Source organism: Aeromonas sp. ANP5, from assembly GCF_963870295.1.
Lineage (GTDB): Bacteria > Pseudomonadota > Gammaproteobacteria > Enterobacterales > Aeromonadaceae > Aeromonas > Aeromonas veronii.
Genome location: NZ_CAWMRY010000008.1, coordinates 64,782 through 81,381 on the forward strand (window position 1 = coordinate 64,782; position 16,600 = coordinate 81,381).

Annotated in this window: 17 protein-coding genes and 1 tRNA gene; 10 read left to right on the forward strand and 8 right to left on the reverse strand. The window is 58.8% G+C overall.

From position 1 onward, the window contains the following. Positions 1-250 precede the first annotated feature (250 nt). Positions 251-1,414, reverse strand: a complete 1,164-nt coding sequence (yqhD, locus tag AACT07_RS06700) for an alcohol dehydrogenase (RefSeq protein ID WP_069526989.1) — start codon at positions 1,412-1,414, stop codon at positions 251-253. A gap of 157 nt (positions 1,415-1,571) precedes the next feature. Here yqhD and AACT07_RS06705 point away from each other — a divergent pair, with 157 nt between their 5' ends. Both AACT07_RS06705 and AACT07_RS06710 read left to right on the forward strand, forming a co-directional pair. After that, positions 1,572-2,474, forward strand: a complete 903-nt coding sequence (locus AACT07_RS06705) for an AraC family transcriptional regulator (protein WP_019446575.1) — start codon at positions 1,572-1,574, stop codon at positions 2,472-2,474. 17 nt (positions 2,475-2,491) lie between these two features. Continuing rightward, complete coding sequence (locus AACT07_RS06710) at positions 2,492-3,004, forward strand: lipocalin family protein (protein WP_069526990.1); 513 nt, start codon at positions 2,492-2,494, stop codon at positions 3,002-3,004. Between the two features lie 65 nt (positions 3,005-3,069). On the opposite strand, the gene AACT07_RS06715 is transcribed toward AACT07_RS06710, so the two are convergent. Then, positions 3,070-4,962: a methyl-accepting chemotaxis protein gene (locus AACT07_RS06715; RefSeq protein WP_069526991.1), complete on the reverse strand. Its 1,893-nt coding sequence runs from the start codon at positions 4,960-4,962 to the stop codon at positions 3,070-3,072. A gap of 207 nt (positions 4,963-5,169) precedes the next feature. Further along, the gene (locus AACT07_RS06720) at positions 5,170-5,667 is read right to left on the reverse strand and encodes a lactoylglutathione lyase family protein (protein ID WP_041209527.1); all 498 of its coding nucleotides are present in this window, start codon (positions 5,665-5,667) and stop codon (positions 5,170-5,172) included. A gap of 100 nt (positions 5,668-5,767) precedes the next feature. Here AACT07_RS06720 and AACT07_RS06725 point away from each other — a divergent pair, with 100 nt between their 5' ends. Beyond that, a complete protein-coding gene (locus AACT07_RS06725; protein WP_069526992.1) occupies positions 5,768-6,640 on the forward strand; it encodes a LysR family transcriptional regulator in 873 nt (290 codons plus the stop codon). A gap of 147 nt (positions 6,641-6,787) precedes the next feature. Here AACT07_RS06725 and AACT07_RS06730 read toward each other — a convergent pair. Further along, positions 6,788-6,864 (reverse strand) — tRNA-Trp (locus tag AACT07_RS06730). Between the two features lie 201 nt (positions 6,865-7,065). Between AACT07_RS06730 and AACT07_RS06735 the strand changes: the two genes are divergently transcribed. The 5 genes from AACT07_RS06735 (at position 7,066) to AACT07_RS06755 (ending at position 9,975) form a co-directional block, all read left to right on the forward strand. Then, complete coding sequence (locus AACT07_RS06735; RefSeq protein ID WP_069526993.1) at positions 7,066-7,608, forward strand: hypothetical protein; 543 nt, start codon at positions 7,066-7,068, stop codon at positions 7,606-7,608. Positions 7,609-7,707: 99 nt separating this feature from the next. Beyond that, on the forward strand, positions 7,708-7,902 hold the full coding sequence (locus AACT07_RS06740) for a hypothetical protein (RefSeq protein ID WP_133249581.1): 195 nt from the start codon (positions 7,708-7,710) through the stop codon (positions 7,900-7,902). After that, positions 7,883-8,803, forward strand: a complete 921-nt coding sequence (gene pyrB, locus AACT07_RS06745; RefSeq protein ID WP_069526994.1) for an aspartate carbamoyltransferase — start codon at positions 7,883-7,885, stop codon at positions 8,801-8,803. Before AACT07_RS06740 ends, pyrB begins: the two co-directional genes overlap by 20 nt. A gap of 15 nt (positions 8,804-8,818) precedes the next feature. Further along, positions 8,819-9,283 (forward strand): aspartate carbamoyltransferase regulatory subunit, encoded by a 465-nt coding sequence (gene pyrI / locus AACT07_RS06750; RefSeq protein WP_005339730.1) that lies wholly within the window; start codon positions 8,819-8,821, stop codon positions 9,281-9,283. 200 nt (positions 9,284-9,483) lie between these two features. After that, positions 9,484-9,975 carry an arginine repressor gene (locus AACT07_RS06755; RefSeq protein ID WP_005339728.1) on the forward strand — a complete coding sequence of 164 codons (492 nt, stop codon included), beginning with the start codon at positions 9,484-9,486 and terminating at the stop codon, positions 9,973-9,975. Between the two features lie 132 nt (positions 9,976-10,107). On the opposite strand, the gene AACT07_RS06760 is transcribed toward AACT07_RS06755, so the two are convergent. From AACT07_RS06760 to arcA, 4 genes are all read right to left on the reverse strand, one after another. Continuing rightward, positions 10,108-11,514 carry a YfcC family protein gene (locus tag AACT07_RS06760; RefSeq protein WP_005339725.1) on the reverse strand — a complete coding sequence of 469 codons (1,407 nt, stop codon included), beginning with the start codon at positions 11,512-11,514 and terminating at the stop codon, positions 10,108-10,110. A 123-nt stretch (positions 11,515-11,637) separates the two neighbouring features. Further along, entirely contained in the window at positions 11,638-12,642 is a 1,005-nt protein-coding gene (gene argF / locus AACT07_RS06765; RefSeq protein ID WP_005339721.1) for an ornithine carbamoyltransferase, read from the reverse strand. A gap of 79 nt (positions 12,643-12,721) precedes the next feature. Beyond that, complete coding sequence (arcC, locus tag AACT07_RS06770) at positions 12,722-13,648, reverse strand: carbamate kinase (RefSeq protein WP_069526995.1); 927 nt, start codon at positions 13,646-13,648, stop codon at positions 12,722-12,724. Between the two features lie 62 nt (positions 13,649-13,710). After that, positions 13,711-14,931, reverse strand: coding sequence for an arginine deiminase (gene arcA, locus AACT07_RS06775; protein WP_069526996.1), 1,221 nt, complete (start codon positions 14,929-14,931; stop codon positions 13,711-13,713). A 747-nt stretch (positions 14,932-15,678) separates the two neighbouring features. Between arcA and AACT07_RS06780 the strand changes: the two genes are divergently transcribed. Both AACT07_RS06780 and AACT07_RS06785 read left to right on the forward strand, forming a co-directional pair. Further along, a complete protein-coding gene (locus AACT07_RS06780; protein ID WP_171902755.1) occupies positions 15,679-15,855 on the forward strand; it encodes a hypothetical protein in 177 nt (58 codons plus the stop codon). Between the two features lie 97 nt (positions 15,856-15,952). Continuing rightward, the gene (locus AACT07_RS06785) at positions 15,953-16,600 is read left to right on the forward strand and encodes an AAA family ATPase (protein ID WP_005339716.1); all 648 of its coding nucleotides are present in this window, start codon (positions 15,953-15,955) and stop codon (positions 16,598-16,600) included.

Genomic DNA, 16,600 nt, shown 5'->3' on the forward strand with positions numbered 1-16,600 from the left:
AACCAAATTAGAGGCTTATACCAGTAAAAACGGCTGAAAAAAGTGATCCAACCAGTCAAAAAAAATGTTTTACCGGCCCTCTATCTTAGCGTTTTTTGTTCTTACGAAATCCGCTTTCGTCTCACTTCTCGCAGCGAAACGCCGAAAAGTAACATTTTCCCAACAAAAGCGGGGCCACTCAGCCGCCAGATGGCGGGAAAGGGCCCCGGCAATTCAATCGTTTCGCCCGTTTGGCACCGATTGGCGGCCCTTACCAGGCCGCTTCATAAATATGCTGGCTCTGCACCAGATCGATATCGCCGTGCTCGCCGATGGCAGTCATACCGTGCTCCCCCAGCTTGCCGATCAGGGTGTCGATACCCAGATCTTTCAGACCGTAGTCGCGCAGTCGGGTCTTGACCCCCATCCGCTCGAAGAAGTCGCGGGTCGCGGCGATGGCATCATCGATGCGCTCCGCTTCGCTGCCGCTGTGCAAACCCCACACCCGCTCTGCGTATTGCAGCAGCTTGGCATGTTTCTGTTTGCGCTTGGCCTGCAGCAGGGCGGGCAGCACCACCGCCAGAGTCTGGGCGTGGTCGAGGCCGTGCAGGGCAGTCAGCTCGTGACCCAGCATGTGGGTGGCCCAATCCTGCGGTACACCGGCACCGATCAGGCCGTTCAACGCCATTGTGGCGCTCCACATGATGTTGGCGCGTACCTCGTAGTTCTGCGGCTCGGCCAGCGCCTTGGGGCCCTCTTCGATCAGGGTCAGCAGCAAGCCTTCAGCGAAGCGATCCTGCACCTTGGCATTGACCGGATAGGTGAGGTACTGCTCCACTATGTGAACAAAGGCATCCACTACCCCGTTCGCTACCTGACGCTCGGGCAGGGTGTAGGTGAGCACCGGATCGAGCACGGCGAAGCGCGGCATCACGAACGGCGAGAAGAAGTGCACCTTGTCACCACTGCTGCGACGGGTGATGACGGCGCCCATGTTCATTTCGGAACCGGTCGCAGGCAGGGTCAGCACTGAACCGAGCGGGATGGCGGAACGCACTTCGCTGCCGACGGTCTCGAGAATGTGCCAGGGATCCTTGGCCGGATCGTAGTGCGCGGCAGCAGCGATAAACTTGGTGCCATCAAGCACGGAGCCACCGCCAACGGCGAGCAGGAAGTCGACACGCTCGGCACGGGCCAGCTCCACGGCGCCCATCAGGGTCTCGTAGGCCGGGTTCGGCTCGATGCCGCCAAATTCAAACAGAGTGAAGCCAGCCAGTTCGCTGCGGATCTGTTCCAGCAAGCCGCTGCGTACCACGCTGCCGCCGCCATAGGTGATCATGACGCGGGCATCGCTCGGGAGCTGCTCGCGCAACTGGGCGATCTGCCCTTGGCCGAACAGGATTTTGGTCGGGGTATGGAGAGTAAAGTTGTTCATCGACATTGCCTTCTTCTGATAGTCAGGGCGGCCAGGCCGCGAAATCGTGATTGCATTTTTCTCCAGAACCACCCTACCATCAAGACAACATCCTGCTTGATTCTTGCCTATTTCTACAAAGCAGCAAAAACCGGAACAGTCGAATCAAAGAGCACCCATGCAAAACCGTTACAGCGACCTCGCCGCCAGATTGACCCGCCACGTCACTGCACCCGGCATCACCCCATCACCGGTAAAACAGGTCAACCTCATCTATACCACCGAGCACCATGGCCGCACTCCGGTGCTCTACCAGCCGCGGATGATCGTTATCCTGCAGGGACACAAGGTGGGTTATCTGGCGGATCAAGTGTTTCGCTACGACCCCAACCACTATCTGCTGATGACCCTGCCGCTGCCCTGCGAGTGCGAGTGCTTCGCCTCCCCCGAGCAGCCGCTTATCGGTTTTACCATCGAGATCGATCTGGTCACCCTGCAAGAGCTGCTGCTGGAGCTTGGCGATGCCCTGCCCGCCCCCGCGCCGCAAAAGAGCGGCGTCCACTCGGTCCCCCTGTCCGAAACCATGTTCTGCGCTGCCGAGCGACTGATCGAGCTGATGGACAACCCGCTGCACGCCAGGGTGCTGGGACCGCAGACGGTGCGGGAGATGCTGTTCCACGCCCTCACCGAGGGGGGCGGCCCGGCGCTGCAAGCGCTCGCCAATCGCCACAACCATGTGGGCCAGATCGCCCGGGTGCTGCGTATGATAGAGTCCCGTTATGCCGACAACCTCACCATGGAGGAGCTGGCGCGGGAGGTGAACATGAGCGTCTCCGCCTTTCACCACCACTTCAAGGCGGTCACTGCCACCTCGCCGCTGCAGTACATCAAGTCGTTTCGCCTCCACAAGGCGCGGATGATGATGCTGCACGACGGTATCAAGGCGGGTACCGCGGCGGCCAGAGTCGGTTACGAGAGCAACTCCCAGTTCAGTCGGGAGTACAAGCGCTTCTTCGGCAGCACGCCGACGGATCAGGCCTCCCGCTTCCGGGATGGCCAGCTGCGCATCATCGAGGGATAACAAGAGAAGGATTACTTATGCGTTCACTGCTTTGCCTGTTCACCGCTTTGCTGCTGACAGCCTGTACCGGGATTGCCGATGGCATCCGCCCCGTTACCGGCTTCCAGCTCGATCGTTATCTCGGTACCTGGTACGAAATCGCCCGCCTCGACCACAGCTTCGAGCGGGGGCTAGAGCAGGTGAGCGCCACCTACAGCCTGCGGGACGATGGCGGCGTCAAGGTGCTCAACCGCGGCAAGCAGAGCGATGGCAGCTGGCGCGAAGCCGAGGGCAAGGCCTACTTCGTCGGCAGCCCGGACGAGGCACGGCTCAAGGTGAGCTTCTTCGGCCCCTTCTACGGCGGCTACAACGTCATCGACCTCGACCCCGATTACCAGCTCTCGCTGGTGACCAGCTACAACCACGACTACCTCTGGATCCTCTCCCGCTCACCCAACCCGCCCAAGGCGAAGGTGGATGCGCTGGTCGCCAAAGCGAAGTCGCTGGGCTTTTCCACCGACCAGCTGATTTGGGTCAAACAGACCCCTTAAGCCAGTCGTAAAATAGCAAAGGGCAGCCCGCGGGCTGCCCTTTCTGTTGCTGGCGTGGCGGGATGTTAAAGCCGGAAGCGGCCGATCTCCTGCTCCAGCCGCTCGGTCAGCGACTTGAGTTCGGCCGCCTGCGCCGCCTCGTTGCCCGCCTGCTCGGCCAGCTCTTGCGAGACGTGGCGGATATTTTCGGTATTGCGGCTGATCTCGCCGGTCACCGAAGTCTGCTCCTCGGCCGCGGCGGCGATCTGGGTCGCCATGTCGCTGATAGAGCCGATCGCCTCGTTGATCCGGGCAAGGCTCTGGTTGGCCGCTTCCGCATCCTCGACGCTGGTACCCGCCAGCTGACGGCTGGTCTCCATGCCACCCACGGCGCGACGGGTGGTCTGCTGCAGGGTCTCGATCATCTGCTGGATCTCGTCGGTGGAGTCGTGAGTACGGCGCGACAGCACCCTCACCTCGTCCGCAACTACCGCGAAACCGCGGCCCTGCTCACCGGCCCGGGCCGCCTCGATGGCGGCGTTGAGCGCCAGCAGGTTGGTCTGCTCGGCGATGCCGCTGATGGTCGCCAGAATGCCGCTGATCTTCTGGGCATGGCTGTCGAGCTCGTTGATGATCTGGCTGGCATCGGCCACTTCGTCCGCCAGACCGGTAATGCTGCGCTGACTCTGGCCAACCTGGGATTGGCCGGCGACCGCCAGTGCGACCGCATCGGTGGCGGTGGTGGCGGCAAACTCGGCGTTACCGGCGATCTCCTGGGTAGCGGAAGCCATCTCGGTCACCGCGGTCGCCACCATCACGATCTCATCCTGCTGCTGGCGCACCCGCTGACTGCGAGCCTGCGCCCCGGCCGCCTGGGCACGGGACTGTGCCGCCAGCTCGACGGTAACATCCCGCAACCGGCTGACGATACCGTGCAGCCGCGCCACGAACTGGTTGAAGTTCTGGGCCAGCTGACCCACCTCATCCTTGCTGTGAGTGTTGATGTGAACGGTGAGATCCCCCTCGCCGTGGGCGATGTCGTGCAGGGCGTGCGCGACCCGACCGAGATCGGCGAACAGGTATTTGAAGGTGGCGGTGAGCAGGGCGCTGAACACCAGCATCAGCACCAGGGTCAACCCCACCAGCTCCCACAGCAGACTGCTGAGCGGCGCCTCCAGCACATCGCGATACATCACCATTGCCAGCAGCCAGTCGGTGCCCGGCACCGGTTGTACCGCCAGCAGCACATCCCGCCCGTCGAGGGTGGCGGCGTGCAGCTCGCTGTTTTCGCGACCCCACTGCTGGAAGGTGACGGCCGAGAGTCCCGGCGCCAGCTCGGCGATGGGCTTGAGCGCCAAATCCTTCTGCGGATGACCGACAATGAGGCCGCTGCTGTCGAGCAGCATGGCGTAGCCCTCACCCTGCACCTTCATCGCCAGCACCTCGTCGATCAGCTTGTCGAGCGCCAGGTTGGCCCCCACGGCACCGACCAGCTCCCCCTGATGGCGCACCGGCTCGGAAAGAGTGACCACCAGCTTCTGCATGGTGACGCTGACATAGGGGGCTGTGACGATGAGCTGACCCGCCTTCACCGCATCCTGATACCAGGGGCGCTCGCGCGGGTCATAGTTGCCGGTGTTGAGGGAGGGATCCTGCCGGGTCATCACCCCCTGCGCGGAGCCAAAATAGGTGAGGCCGAAGCCGCCCGAGGTGTAGGCCTGCTTCAGGTGCGGCACCAGCTCGGCTTGGGGGTTATCGCTGATCAGATTGACCAGCGCATGGACGGTGTTCTTGCGATCCGTCATCCATTCGCCGATGGCGACCGAGTAGGCGTGGCCATAGTTGACCGCCTCGCTCTGGATGGCGCTCATGGTGCGGGATTTTAGGGTGTGAAAGGCAACGATGCCGAGCAGTGATGCCATCAGCAGCACTACGCCAAGACTGGTGGCCAGCAGCTTGCCGCGCAGAGAGAGGGTCATGACGACGAATCCTTGTTGTTGTGTCAGGCAGGGAAAACCCTGATGTATCAAAGGCTATCGGCCGCAATATGAACAGACTTTAGTGAATCTGTATATTTTCTCATCTATCAACAACATAACGCGCTATTCGTGTGAACCAGATCGCTATTCCATGCTACTGACTCTTGTAACAACAAAGCAGCAGGCCGCCCGAAGGCGGCCTGTCACTTACCCCTGATATGCACCGGCGGAGTAGGTCAGCTCATAGCTGTGGCTGTAGATCTCGATGATGTTGCCGAAGGGATCTTCCATGTAGACCATGCGGTAGGGTTTCTCGCCCGGGTAGTACTCGCGTACCGGCATCCGCTGCTTGCCGCCCGCCGCGACGATGCGCGCCGCCAGCCCCTCGACATCCGGATCCTGCACGCTGAAGTGGAACACTCCGGTCTTCCAGAATTCGAAGTTGTTTTCGCGCTGCTCGCTGTTGGGGAACTCGAACAGCTCGATGCCGATCTTGTCGCCGGTGGAGAGGTGAGCGATGCGGAAGGAGCCCCAACCCGGGCCAAACACGTCGTTGCACATCACGCCGATGGCAGAGTCATCCTCGGTGATGGTGGTGGCCGGCATGATGAGATACCAGCCCATCACCTTGGTATAGAACTCGACTGCCTTGTCGAGGTCAGTCACCGTGATGCCGATGTGGGAGAAGTTGCGTGGATAGGTCATACGTCACCTTGAAATTGTGTGTGGGAAACAGGTGACATGATAGGAAGGGGCGACATAATGAAAAATAAGGTCAAACTAATGGAAGGAATAAATTAAATTTATGGTTAATCCGCTCTGGCTCCACACCCTGGTGGTGGTGCATGAAACCGGCAGTTTTACCCGTGCCGCCGAGCGGCTGGATCTCACCCAAGCCGCCGTCAGTCAGCATATCTCGCGCCTCGAGGCCGAATTTGGCCCCCTGCTGCTGCGCAAGCCTCGTCAGCTGGAGCTCACCCCGCGCGGGCTGGTGCTGCTCGACTTCGCCCGCCAGCAGGCGCAGGCCGCCGAACAGCTGCGGGCGCGCCTCTCTGACGATGACCCTCACCACGGCGCCATCACCCTGTCCACCCCGGGTAGCATTGGTCTGCTGCTCTATCCCCTGCTGCTCGACCAGCAACAAGAGCACCCCGGACTCACCATCCAGCACCGCTTTGCCCCCACCCCCGACATAGTGCAGGCGGTACTGGCGGGGCGCAGCGATCTGGGACTGGTGGATCAGCCGCCTGAACACCCCAGCATCGCCGCCGAGCCCTTCGCCCGCGAACCCCTCTGTCTGGTGGTACCCAACGACGGCGAGGAGCAGAGCTGGCAGCTCCTCTGTCAGCTCGGCTTTATCGACCACCCGGATGGCCGCAGCATGGCACAACGCCTGTTGGGACGACGCTACCCCGGCCAGCGCGTTGACGAGATCCCGCAGCGCGGCTTTACCAACCAGATCGGCCTGATCCTGGAGCCGGTCGCCCGCGGCCTCGGCTTTACCGTGCTGCCCCGCTTCGCCGTCAACGCCTTTGCCCAGCAAGAGAAGATCCGGGTAATCCAGAGCAGCATTGAAGTGATCGACACCCTCTGGCTGATCTACCGCGCCGAGTGGCCGCTCCCCGCCCGCCACCAACGGCTGGTCACCGTCCTGAAACAGCGGGTTGCAGCACACTGAACGCTCTTGCGGCAGACATCGAGATCAATGTGGCCACAGTCTCACCGGGGGGCTAACGGCAAGAAGAAAAAGAGAAAGGAGAGAGGGATAAATTGGCGAACGCCGAAAATGCGAAAGGCCAGCTCAATGAGCTGGCCTTTCTGAAAATGGCAGGGGCGGCAGGACTCGAACCCGCAACCATCGGTTTTGGAGACCGCTGTTCTACCAATTGGAACTACGCCCCTGCAACAAACGAGGCGTAGTATACAAAGTGGAGATCAAAGGTAAAGGCTTTTTTTACGCTTTCGATGCGATTGCACAAATCCCGAACAAGTCGCGCTTGTTTGTGCAGCAAAGCGGGATAACTTGCTGTATTTGCAGCCCTGCCGGGGTAGGAATGGAACATAAATGGGGGTAGGGTGAAATCAGGTACCGGGAGGCCACTTATGCTCAATTACCGACTGCTCCAACAACTGGCGCCCCTCAACTTCAGGGATGAACGCAAAACAGAGTCCCTGCCCGCCTATCTTGAACGGGTCGCGCCGCTGGTGCCCTTTATTCCTGAAAATGTGCTTTCCCAGTGGATTTACCGTCATTGGCGCGGTTTTGAGTCCAACTGGAGCTTTATCGATCTCGCCAACCATCAGTTCACCTGTGAAAGCTGGCCCACCGCGCAACTGGTGGATCAGGTGGACTCCCGCCATATGGAGGTGATCGAGCGCTGGGGGGAGATGCTGCGCAGCAACCGCTATGTCCGCCGCTCCTGGCTCGGCGAGAAGATGCTGAGCGAAGGCACCTGGCCCGAACCTGTCATCGTGCTGGTGCCGGAGGAGGGTTCCAGCTACCCGAACGGTCATCCCCTGCCCCGCCCCTACTGCCTGCTGGAAGGACACCACAGACTCGGTTATTTGCGCGCCATGGCCCGCGATGGGGAATCGCTGCAAGAGACGCACAAGGTGTGGATTTGTCGTCACATTCCCGCCACTTAAACGTTTTTCATGCTGAAATTGGCATCGGAAATAAAATTTTGACAATTAAAAAAGCAGCCCTATAATCTGTCCGGTTTTGAAAAAGGTCGGGACGAAACGATGCAGTTTTTGATTCAGAAAACAGCCTTGCAGACGGGTGGTGCGCACCAGAGCGGCCCCGTTGTTTCCGGTTCCCACCCCAAAGATCCCCAGTTATTTTTAAAAAAAGCCCCTGTTTCAGGGGCTTTTTTTTGTGCCCGAAAAACCTCCAATGATGTCAAAGGGAATGCAGACGATGACCAATCCACTCTATAAGAAACATGTCATCTCCATTTCGGACCTGACCCGGTCAGAAATGGAACTGGTAGTCTCAACCGCACAACGGTTGAAGGCTGAACCTGACACCAGCCTGTTGAAAGACAAGCTGGTTGCCAGCTGCTTCTTCGAAGCCTCCACCCGCACCCGCCTCTCGTTCGAAACCGCGGTACAGCGCCTTGGCGGCAACATCATCGGCTTCGCCGACGGTGGCAACACCAGCGCCAAGAAGGGCGAGACGCTGGCTGACTCCATCAAGATCATCGGCTCCTACTCGGATGCGGTGGTGATGCGCCACCCGAAAGAGGGCGCGGCCCGTCTGGCCTCCGAGTTCTCCCGCGTGCCGGTCATCAACGGCGGCGACGGCTCCAACCAGCATCCGAGCCAGACCCTGCTCGACCTGTTCACCATCCATGAGACCCAGGGCCGTCTGGACAACCTCAACGTCGCCTTCGTCGGTGACCTGAAATATGGCCGCACCGTGCACTCGCTGGCCCAGGCCCTCAGCCTGTTCAACTGCCGCTTCTTCTTCATCTCCCCGGAAGCGCTGGCGATGCCGGACTACATCTGCGAAGAGCTGGAAGAGAAGGGCATCCAGTTCAGCATCCACCAGACCATGGAAGAGGTGATGCCGGAGCTGGACATCCTCTACATGACCCGCGTCCAGAAAGAGCGCTTCGACGAGACCGAATACAAGCACATGGCCGCCAAGTTCATTCTGGAGCTGGCAACCCTGGAAGGGGCCAAGCCCACCATGAAGATCCTGCATCCCCTGCCCCGCGTCGACGAGATCGATGTGGCGGTCGACAAGACTCCCCACGCTTGCTACTTCCAGCAGGCGGAGAACGGGGTCTATGCACGCCAGGCGCTGCTGGCACTGGTACTGAACGAAACTGTCTGAGCTTAGGGGAATATCATGTCTGACAAGAACCAACTGCAAGTCGAAGCCATCCGTCACGGCTCCGTCATCGATCACATCCCCGCTGGCCAGGGCATCAAGATCCTCAAGCTGTTCCAGCTGGTCGAAACCCAGGAGCGGATCACCGTCGGCTTCAACCTGAAATCCGGCGCACTGGGCAAGAAGGATCTCATCAAGATTGAGAACACCCGCCTGACCGAGCAACAAGCCAACCAGCTGGCGCTGTTCGCCCCGAAAGCGACCGTCAACATCATCGAAGACTTCAATGTGGTGAAGAAGCACCAGCTGGAGCTGCCGGAGTTCATCGCCGGGGTGTTCCACTGCCCCAACTCCAACTGCATCTCCCACAACGAGCCGGTGGACAGCTACTTCCGGGTGCGCGAAGTGAAAGGCGTGGTACGGATGAAGTGCAAATATTGTGAGAAGTCCTTCACTCAGGACATCGTCAGCGAGCGTTACTGATATCTGATTGGGCCCCGCGGGGCCCATTTTTGAACCCTGTCACATCACCAAATTTCCAGTCAGCTATAATTTGCCATCGCAAGATGGTAATGCCCGCTCATTCCCTGCATATAGATAGATTATCAGTGTTTTTACCTGATAACTGACTGCTATGGCAGATATCGCGCGTTTACCTCCGGTCATCATCAAAGGAATTCGCCGTGGTCAAAACCCTCAGTCGTCCCGTTGCCCAAGAGCCCGATCTGGCCCAGCTGGATGCCTGTCGCCAGATCATCGGTCAGCACTGCTACAGCACCCAGGAAGAGATCCGTCGCGAGCTGTCGGAGCGCGGCTTTGCCGACATCAGCCAGTCCACCATCTCCCGCCTGCTGCGCCGTCTCGGCGTTGCCAAGGCGCAGAATGCCAACGGCAAGAAGGTCTACACCCTGGTCGACGAGCAGCTGGAACCCGCCGGCAGTACCCGCTCTATCCACGACATGGTGCGCGAAGTGGTACACAACCAGCAGATGGTGCTGATCCACACCACTCCGGGGGCCGCCACCGTGGTGGCCCGCCTGCTGGATCGCAACGCCAATCCCGAGATCATGGGCGCCGTCGCAGGCAATGACGTGGTGCTGGTCGCGCCGCGCCATATCAGCCGTACCCGTCAGGCCCATGCCGCCGTGGTGCGCACCCTGGCGCAGGCCCGCTAAGCTCTTTCCCCCAAATACATCGAGGCGACCTGCGGGTCGCCTGTTTGTTGCTTGCTATTTTGTGTCCATCACTTCTTGCGCCCATAAAAAACGGGAGCCCGCAGGCTCCCGTTTCATCTTGCTTGTTATCCCTCAGGAGAGCACGGCGCCCAGGCTCAGGCAGACCACGATCAGCACGGTCAGGATACCGAGCAGCGGAGCCACCCACTTCAGCCAGCGCACATAAGGCACCTTGGCGATGGCCAGACCGCCCATGACCACGGCGGAGGTCGGGGTCACCAGGTTCACCAGACCGGAGGCAGACTGGTAAGCAGTCACTACCAGATCGCGGCCCACGTTGGCGAAGTCGGCCAGCGGCGCCATGATCGGCATGGTCAGTACGGCCAGACCGGAGGAGGACGGCACCAGGAAGGAGAGCACCACTTCCAGCACGAACATCACGTTGATAAAGACGATGGTGGAGAGGCCGGTCACGATCCCTTCTGCACTGTGCAAAATGGTGTGAGTGATCATACCGTTATCCATCACCACCACGATACCGCGGGCGATACCGATGATCAGCGCCACTCCCAACAGGTCACGGGCACCGTCGATAAAGTTGGAGGTCAGCTCCTCCTCGCTCATGCGGGAGATAAGACCAACGATGATGGCGGCAGCCAGGAACACGCCGGAGATCTGCGCCATCCACCAGCCCAGCACGGCCACACCGTAGATCATCACGGCGAAGGCGGCGACGAAGATACCCAGCACGATTTTACGGGTCAGGGTGAACTCCAGCATCTGGTCGCTCTTGTTGCCAAGGAAGTGGGCACGGTTCTCTTCCCACTTGTCAGCCACCAGAGATTTGCTCGGATCGCTGCGCACCATCTTGGCGTAACGCATGACGTAGGCAACGCAGAGCAACCAACCAGCCACCAGCATGGCGACGCGCAGCCAGATACCGTCGGTGAAGGAGATACCGGCCGCGTTGGCCGCAATAACGGTCGCAAACGGGTTGATGGTGGAACCCAGAGTACCGATACCGGCACCCAGCAATACGGTTGCTGCAGCCACCACAGGGTCGAAGCGTGCGGCCATCATCACCGGTACCAGCAGGGTGTAGAAAGGCAGCGACTCTTCGGCCATGCCGTAGATGGTGCCGCCTGCGGCGAACAGCGCCATCAGGATCGGGATCATCCACTCTTCACGGCCACGCAGACGGTCGGTCACACGTTCAATACCGGCATCGATGGCACCTGTCTTGGTCACAATGCCAAGAAAACCACCGATGATCAGGATAAAGAGGGAGACGTCGATGGCGCCTGCCTCATAGGTGTCGTGGTTGTAGAGGCCATCGATAGGTGCCAGCAGCACATCGACGATCCCCTGGGGATTCCCCTCCACCAGTTTGTAGGTACCCGCCACCGGCACTTCTTTGCCGAGGGCTTCGTTCATGGTCATCTCGTATTTGCCGGCCGGCACTATCCAGCTCAGGGCGGCCACCAGGGCGATCAGCACAAACAGTATCGTGTAGGCTGACGGGAACTTGAATTTGGTCATGGTCCAGCTTCCTTCTGTGGGTGTGGTATCCATGCAGGCTGCGGGTTGTAGGGTTAGAGGTATTATGCCGCTGTCACATGGTCGAAAAGCCGGGGGTCGCCCCCCGGCACCACTACTGCGACCTTAGTCGCCCAGCGTAGCAACCATCACTGCCTTGATGGTGTGCATCCGGTTTTCGGCCTCGTCGAACACGATGCTGTGCTCGGATTCGAACACATCCTCGGTCACTTCCAGGCCTTTCATGCCATATTTGTCAGCCACTTCCTTGCCCATGGTGGTCTCGTCGTTGTGGAACGCCGGCAGGCAGTGCATGAACTTCACATCCGGGTTCTTGGTGGCGTTGATGACATCCATGTTGACCTGATACGGAGTCATCAGTTTGACGCGCTGATCCCAGGCTTCTTTCGCTTCACCCATGGATACCCAGACGTCGGTGTAGAGGAAGTCAGCACCCAGTACACCCTCTTTCACATCTTCGGTCAGGGTGATGCGTGCGCCGGTCTCTTCGGCGATCAGGCGGCACTTGGCAACCAGCTCCTCTTCCGGCCAGAAGGCTTTCGGAGCGACCAGACGGATATCCATACCCATTTTGGCGGCGCCGACCATCAGGGAGTTACCCATGTTGTTGCGGGCATCACCCAGGTAGGCGAACTTGATTTGATCCAGACGCTTGCCCTTGCCGTGCTCCAGCATGGTCATGAAGTCGGCCAGGATCTGGGTCGGGTGGAATTCGTTGGTCAGGCCGTTCCAGACCGGGACTCCGGCGTAGGCGCCAAGCTCTTCCACGATCTCCTGACCGTAGCCGCGGTATTCGATACCGTCATACATGCGACCCAGTACACGGGCGGTGTCCTTCATGGACTCCTTGTGACCGATTTGGGAACCGCTTGGGCCAAGGTAGGAGACCTGCGCGCCCTGGTCGAAGGCCGCAACTTCAAACGCACAGCGGGTACGGGTGGAGGTTTTCTCGAAAATCAGGGCGATGTTCTTGCCGACCAGATGCTTGCGCTCGTAGCCACCGTATTTGGCTTTCTTCAGGTCGATGGCCAGGTCGATCATGTATTGGATTTCGCGCGGGGTGAAGTCCAGCAGTTTCAGGAAGTTACGGTTACGCAGATTAAAAGCCATGATGAGTTCTCTCTATATATGTTTCAGACCAGTTCGGGCAGTAGTGTTGACTACGCATTCTCAGTACAGATATCGGTAATTACGCATGTACGGTGCGGGTGGCGACGATATTGGTGCCGGCTTCACCCTTGAGGATGGCGAGGCCATCTTCCAGCGAGCCGATGCCAACCATGCCGCCGGTCGCTTTGACAAATTCACAGGAGGCTTCGACTTTCGGCCCCATGGAACCTGCGTCGAACTTGACCCCGGCCAGCTCGTCCGGGCTGGTGACTCGCAGCGGACGCTGGGTCGGCTTGCCCCAATCCAGATAGACGGCATCGGCGTCGGTCAGGATCAGCAGGGCGTCGGCCTTGATCTGCTTGGCCAGGTAGGCGGCAGACATGTCTTTGTCGATGACGGCTTCGATACCGGTCAGGCTCTGGCCATCCCAGGTCACAGGGATGCCGCCACCACCGGTACAGATGATGAGGTGGCCCTGGGCAATCAGGGTTTCGATGGCGTCGCCTTCGACGATGCGCTGGGGCAGCGGGGACGGCACTACGCGGCGGAAGAACTTGCCGTCAGCCTTGACCACCCAGTGCTTCTCTTCTGCCAGGGTGCCGGCTTCAGCCTCTTCATAGACGGGGCCGATAAATTTGGTCGGGTTGGCGAATGCCGGATCCTTGGGATCGACTTGCACCTGAGTCAGCAGCGCGGTGACGTTGCGGCTCGGCATCAGGTTTTTCAGTTCCTGGATCAGCATGTAGCCGATCATGCCTTGGGACTCGGCACCCAGCACATCCAGCGGATAGGGGGATACCTTGGTGTAGGCGCTGTTCTGCAGGGCCAGCAGGCCGACTTGCGGGCCGTTGCCATGCACCAGCACCACGTTGTACTCCTGAGCGATCAGGGCGATGGTCTTGGCGGCAGTTGCAATATTCTTGCGCTGGATATCCGCTTCCAGTGGCTCACCACGACGGAGCAGAGCATTGCCACCCAGAGCGACGACGACAGTTGGTTTTTTCATAGTGGTTAATCTCGAGTTTGGTTCTGTGTGGCGCCAGCTTCTGCCGGCGCCACGCCGTCTCATCAGATGCTGTCGCGTTCCATCGGGCAGCTCATGCAGCGGGCGCCGCCGCGGCCACGGCCCAGTTCATCACCCGGGATGGAGAGAACTTTGATACCGGCTTTGTCATACTTCTCGTTGGTGTAGGTATTGCGCTCGTAACCCACCACCACGCCGGGACGTACGGTCAGTACGTTGTTGGCGTCGTTCCACTGCTCGCGTTCGGCTTCGAAGCTGTCACCGCCAGTGGTGATGATCTTCAGCTGATCGACGCCCAGTGCTTTCTCGATAGCGGTGACGAAGTAACCCTCTTCCTTGATGTTCATGCCAGTGGCGCCGCCCGGAGTCAGGCTCCAGCACTGCACATCCTTGCGGATCACTTCCGGATAGACGGAGAAGGTGTCGATATCCATGTGGGTCATGACGGTATCCAGGTGCATGCAGCTGCGGTGTTTCGGCAACTCCATGGCGATGACCTGCTTGGCCTGACCATGTTTGAACAGGCTGCGAGCCAAGTGCTCGACACCTTGCGGGGTGGTGCGCTCGGACATACCGATCAGCACGGCGCCGCGGCCGATAACCAGTACGTCGCCACCCTCGATGGTGGAGTTATCGTAGTCACGCTCCTCGTCACCGAAGTACTTGATGAAGTCCTGCCCGGCAAACATCGGGTGCCAGCGGTAGATGGCCTTCACATGGTTGGTCTCGCGGCGACGAGCCGGCTTGGCCATCGGGTTGATGGAGACGCCACCGTAAACCCAGCAGGAGGTGTCACGGGTAAAGAGGTGGTTGGGCAGCGGCTCGATGATGAAATCGGTCGGAGCGTGCATGCCCACTACCATGTTGACGCCGCTGTAGGGCATCTCGGAGTAAGTCAGGCCGCCGGAGAGAATGCGGGCCAGTTCGCGGTGCGGCATGTCAGCCAGGAAGCAGCGCACGTCGTTGGCAAAAGAAGAGCCGAGGCGGTAGTCGGAGACCTGATGTTGCAGCAGCCAGGTTTTGGCTTCCGGCACATCAAGTGTTTCCGCCAGCAGATTGGTCAGCAGGAAAACTTCGACATTCTGATCGCGCAGTACCTGAGCGAATTTGTCGTGCTCCTGACCGGCGCGTTCAACAGACAGGACGTCATCGAACAGCAGATCCTGGCAGTTGGAAGGAGTCAGACGCTTCAGACTGAGGTTGGGGCGGTGCAACATGACACGGCGCAATTGGCCAACTTCAGAACCTACATAAAATTTGCTCATGATTATATTCCGTCTAGCAGTGGTCCCTGCGAGTGATTGAATAGATTCCTTCTATTCATGCTCGTGGCTAAGGCGGGATATTCTTTATGTAGGGTAATCGGCTTATGTTCTATCCTGCCCTTGCCTTTCGAGACCGAGGTTAGCCCTGCGAATCGCGATAAACTTAGACATTGATCACATTCATTCCGAACTGAATATATTCACCATCCAATCTATGACCCCGGTAGCAAATTGCGCATTTTCCACACAAAGTGCACCGAATAACCATGCAAAACCACCCTGCTATATTTCAAGTTGATTCATTTTTTATTCATGCCAGTTCACTGGAGTGATTAAATTCAAATAACAAAAACCGTTAAAAATCATATTAATAAATGAACCCATAAATAGAATTTGAATATTACTCCCCATGTATTGAATACATCGCCATGACGAGAGGAACGCGGGAGAAATAAATACTCACATCGACCACATTCACTGCATAAATCTTTTCTTGTTCCAGATCATGGCATTGATGCCAACCCCATCAGGCTCAGCCCCATAAGTCACCACCTCTTTGTGCGGTTCAACTTAATATGCACAAAGTCCGCATCAAGGTGGGCAACCATCCTCGTCGGTCACCACAACGCCTTTTGATACTTTTTTCATTAATTGAATTTATTCGTCTCGCCTTGCACTGGCGCCAACCTCGACTTAACTCAGAAAGTGATCCAGATCACACAGGAATGGCACTACCAAGGAGTTGTTATGAAGATGAAACCCATGCTGTTGCTCGCGACTTTGCTGCTCTCTGCGCTCCCCCCCCTCAGTCAGGCTGAAGGAGCCCCTGCCATGCCCATGGTGGTATGCCATGTCGACAAGGCCCCCCAGATGCTGGTGCCTGACTATGTCTGCCGCTGGCAGGGAGGCAGCGTTCATTACTAGTCGAAACAACGAGAGGAGCATCACTCCTCTCGCCTTGTGATGAGACTGGCCCCTCCTATACTGAAATCAGCGGTTTTCTCATGGATAGGGGAACGTCATGATCTTGTTGGTCGGTGGAGAGAAGGGGGGGAGTGGCAAGAGCTGCCTGGCACAAAATCTGGCGGTCTACCTCAGATCCCAATTTCAGGGGGAGGTGTTACTGGTCGACTGCGACCCGCAGCGCACCACCTCTGACTGGATTCAGGAGCGCAATGACAACCCGGAGCTGCCACAAATCAACTGCGTACAGCTCTATGGCAATATTCGCAACGACCTGCTCAGCCTGAAGAACCGCTACGACTACGTCATCGTCGATTGCGGCGGGCAAGACAACCGGGCTCTGCGCTCCACCATGGCTGTCGCCACCCACGCCCTGATCCCCTTGCGCCCGAAACGCCGCGACCTCAAGACCCTGCCCCACATGGAAGATCTCATCACCACCTGCAAGATGGTCAACCCGACCCTCAATGCAGCCGTAGTGCTGACCCAGTGCCCCGCCCTGCCCAATCAGGTAAAACGCATTCTAGAAGCGAAAGAGGTTTGCTCCTCGTTCGGTGTCGACGTCCTAAACGCCATCACCTATGGCCGCAACGTCTATGACGACAGCGAAGAGAAGGGACTGTCGGTGATGGAGATCGAGCCGGATGGCAAATCCGCCGAAGAGATCCGGGCCATCGCCAAAGAGTTCCTGCAAGTGGGGGTGTGA

Bases quoted from the DNA above. Each gene is read 5' to 3' on its own strand.
- yqhD (WP_069526989.1), bottom strand. From the start codon at position 1,414: ATGAACAACTTTACTCTCCATACCCCGACCAAAATCCTGTTCGGCCAA.
- AACT07_RS06705 (WP_019446575.1), top strand. From the start codon at position 1,572: ATGCAAAACCGTTACAGCGACCTCGCCGCCAGATTGACCCGCCACGTC.
- AACT07_RS06710 (WP_069526990.1), top strand. From the start codon at position 2,492: ATGCGTTCACTGCTTTGCCTGTTCACCGCTTTGCTGCTGACAGCCTGT.
- AACT07_RS06715 (WP_069526991.1), bottom strand. From the start codon at position 4,962: ATGACCCTCTCTCTGCGCGGCAAGCTGCTGGCCACCAGTCTTGGCGTA.
- AACT07_RS06720 (WP_041209527.1), bottom strand. From the start codon at position 5,667: ATGACCTATCCACGCAACTTCTCCCACATCGGCATCACGGTGACTGAC.
- AACT07_RS06725 (WP_069526992.1), top strand. From the start codon at position 5,768: ATGGTTAATCCGCTCTGGCTCCACACCCTGGTGGTGGTGCATGAAACC.
- AACT07_RS06735 (WP_069526993.1), top strand. From the start codon at position 7,066: ATGCTCAATTACCGACTGCTCCAACAACTGGCGCCCCTCAACTTCAGG.
- AACT07_RS06740 (WP_133249581.1), top strand. From the start codon at position 7,708: ATGCAGTTTTTGATTCAGAAAACAGCCTTGCAGACGGGTGGTGCGCAC.
- pyrB (WP_069526994.1), top strand. From the start codon at position 7,883: ATGACCAATCCACTCTATAAGAAACATGTCATCTCCATTTCGGACCTG.
- pyrI (WP_005339730.1), top strand. From the start codon at position 8,819: ATGTCTGACAAGAACCAACTGCAAGTCGAAGCCATCCGTCACGGCTCC.
- AACT07_RS06760 (WP_005339725.1), bottom strand. From the start codon at position 11,514: ATGACCAAATTCAAGTTCCCGTCAGCCTACACGATACTGTTTGTGCTG.
- argF (WP_005339721.1), bottom strand. From the start codon at position 12,642: ATGGCTTTTAATCTGCGTAACCGTAACTTCCTGAAACTGCTGGACTTC.
- arcC (WP_069526995.1), bottom strand. From the start codon at position 13,648: ATGAAAAAACCAACTGTCGTCGTCGCTCTGGGTGGCAATGCTCTGCTC.
- arcA (WP_069526996.1), bottom strand. From the start codon at position 14,931: ATGAGCAAATTTTATGTAGGTTCTGAAGTTGGCCAATTGCGCCGTGTC.
- AACT07_RS06780 (WP_171902755.1), top strand. From the start codon at position 15,679: ATGAAGATGAAACCCATGCTGTTGCTCGCGACTTTGCTGCTCTCTGCG.
- AACT07_RS06785 (WP_005339716.1), top strand. From the start codon at position 15,953: ATGATCTTGTTGGTCGGTGGAGAGAAGGGGGGGAGTGGCAAGAGCTGC.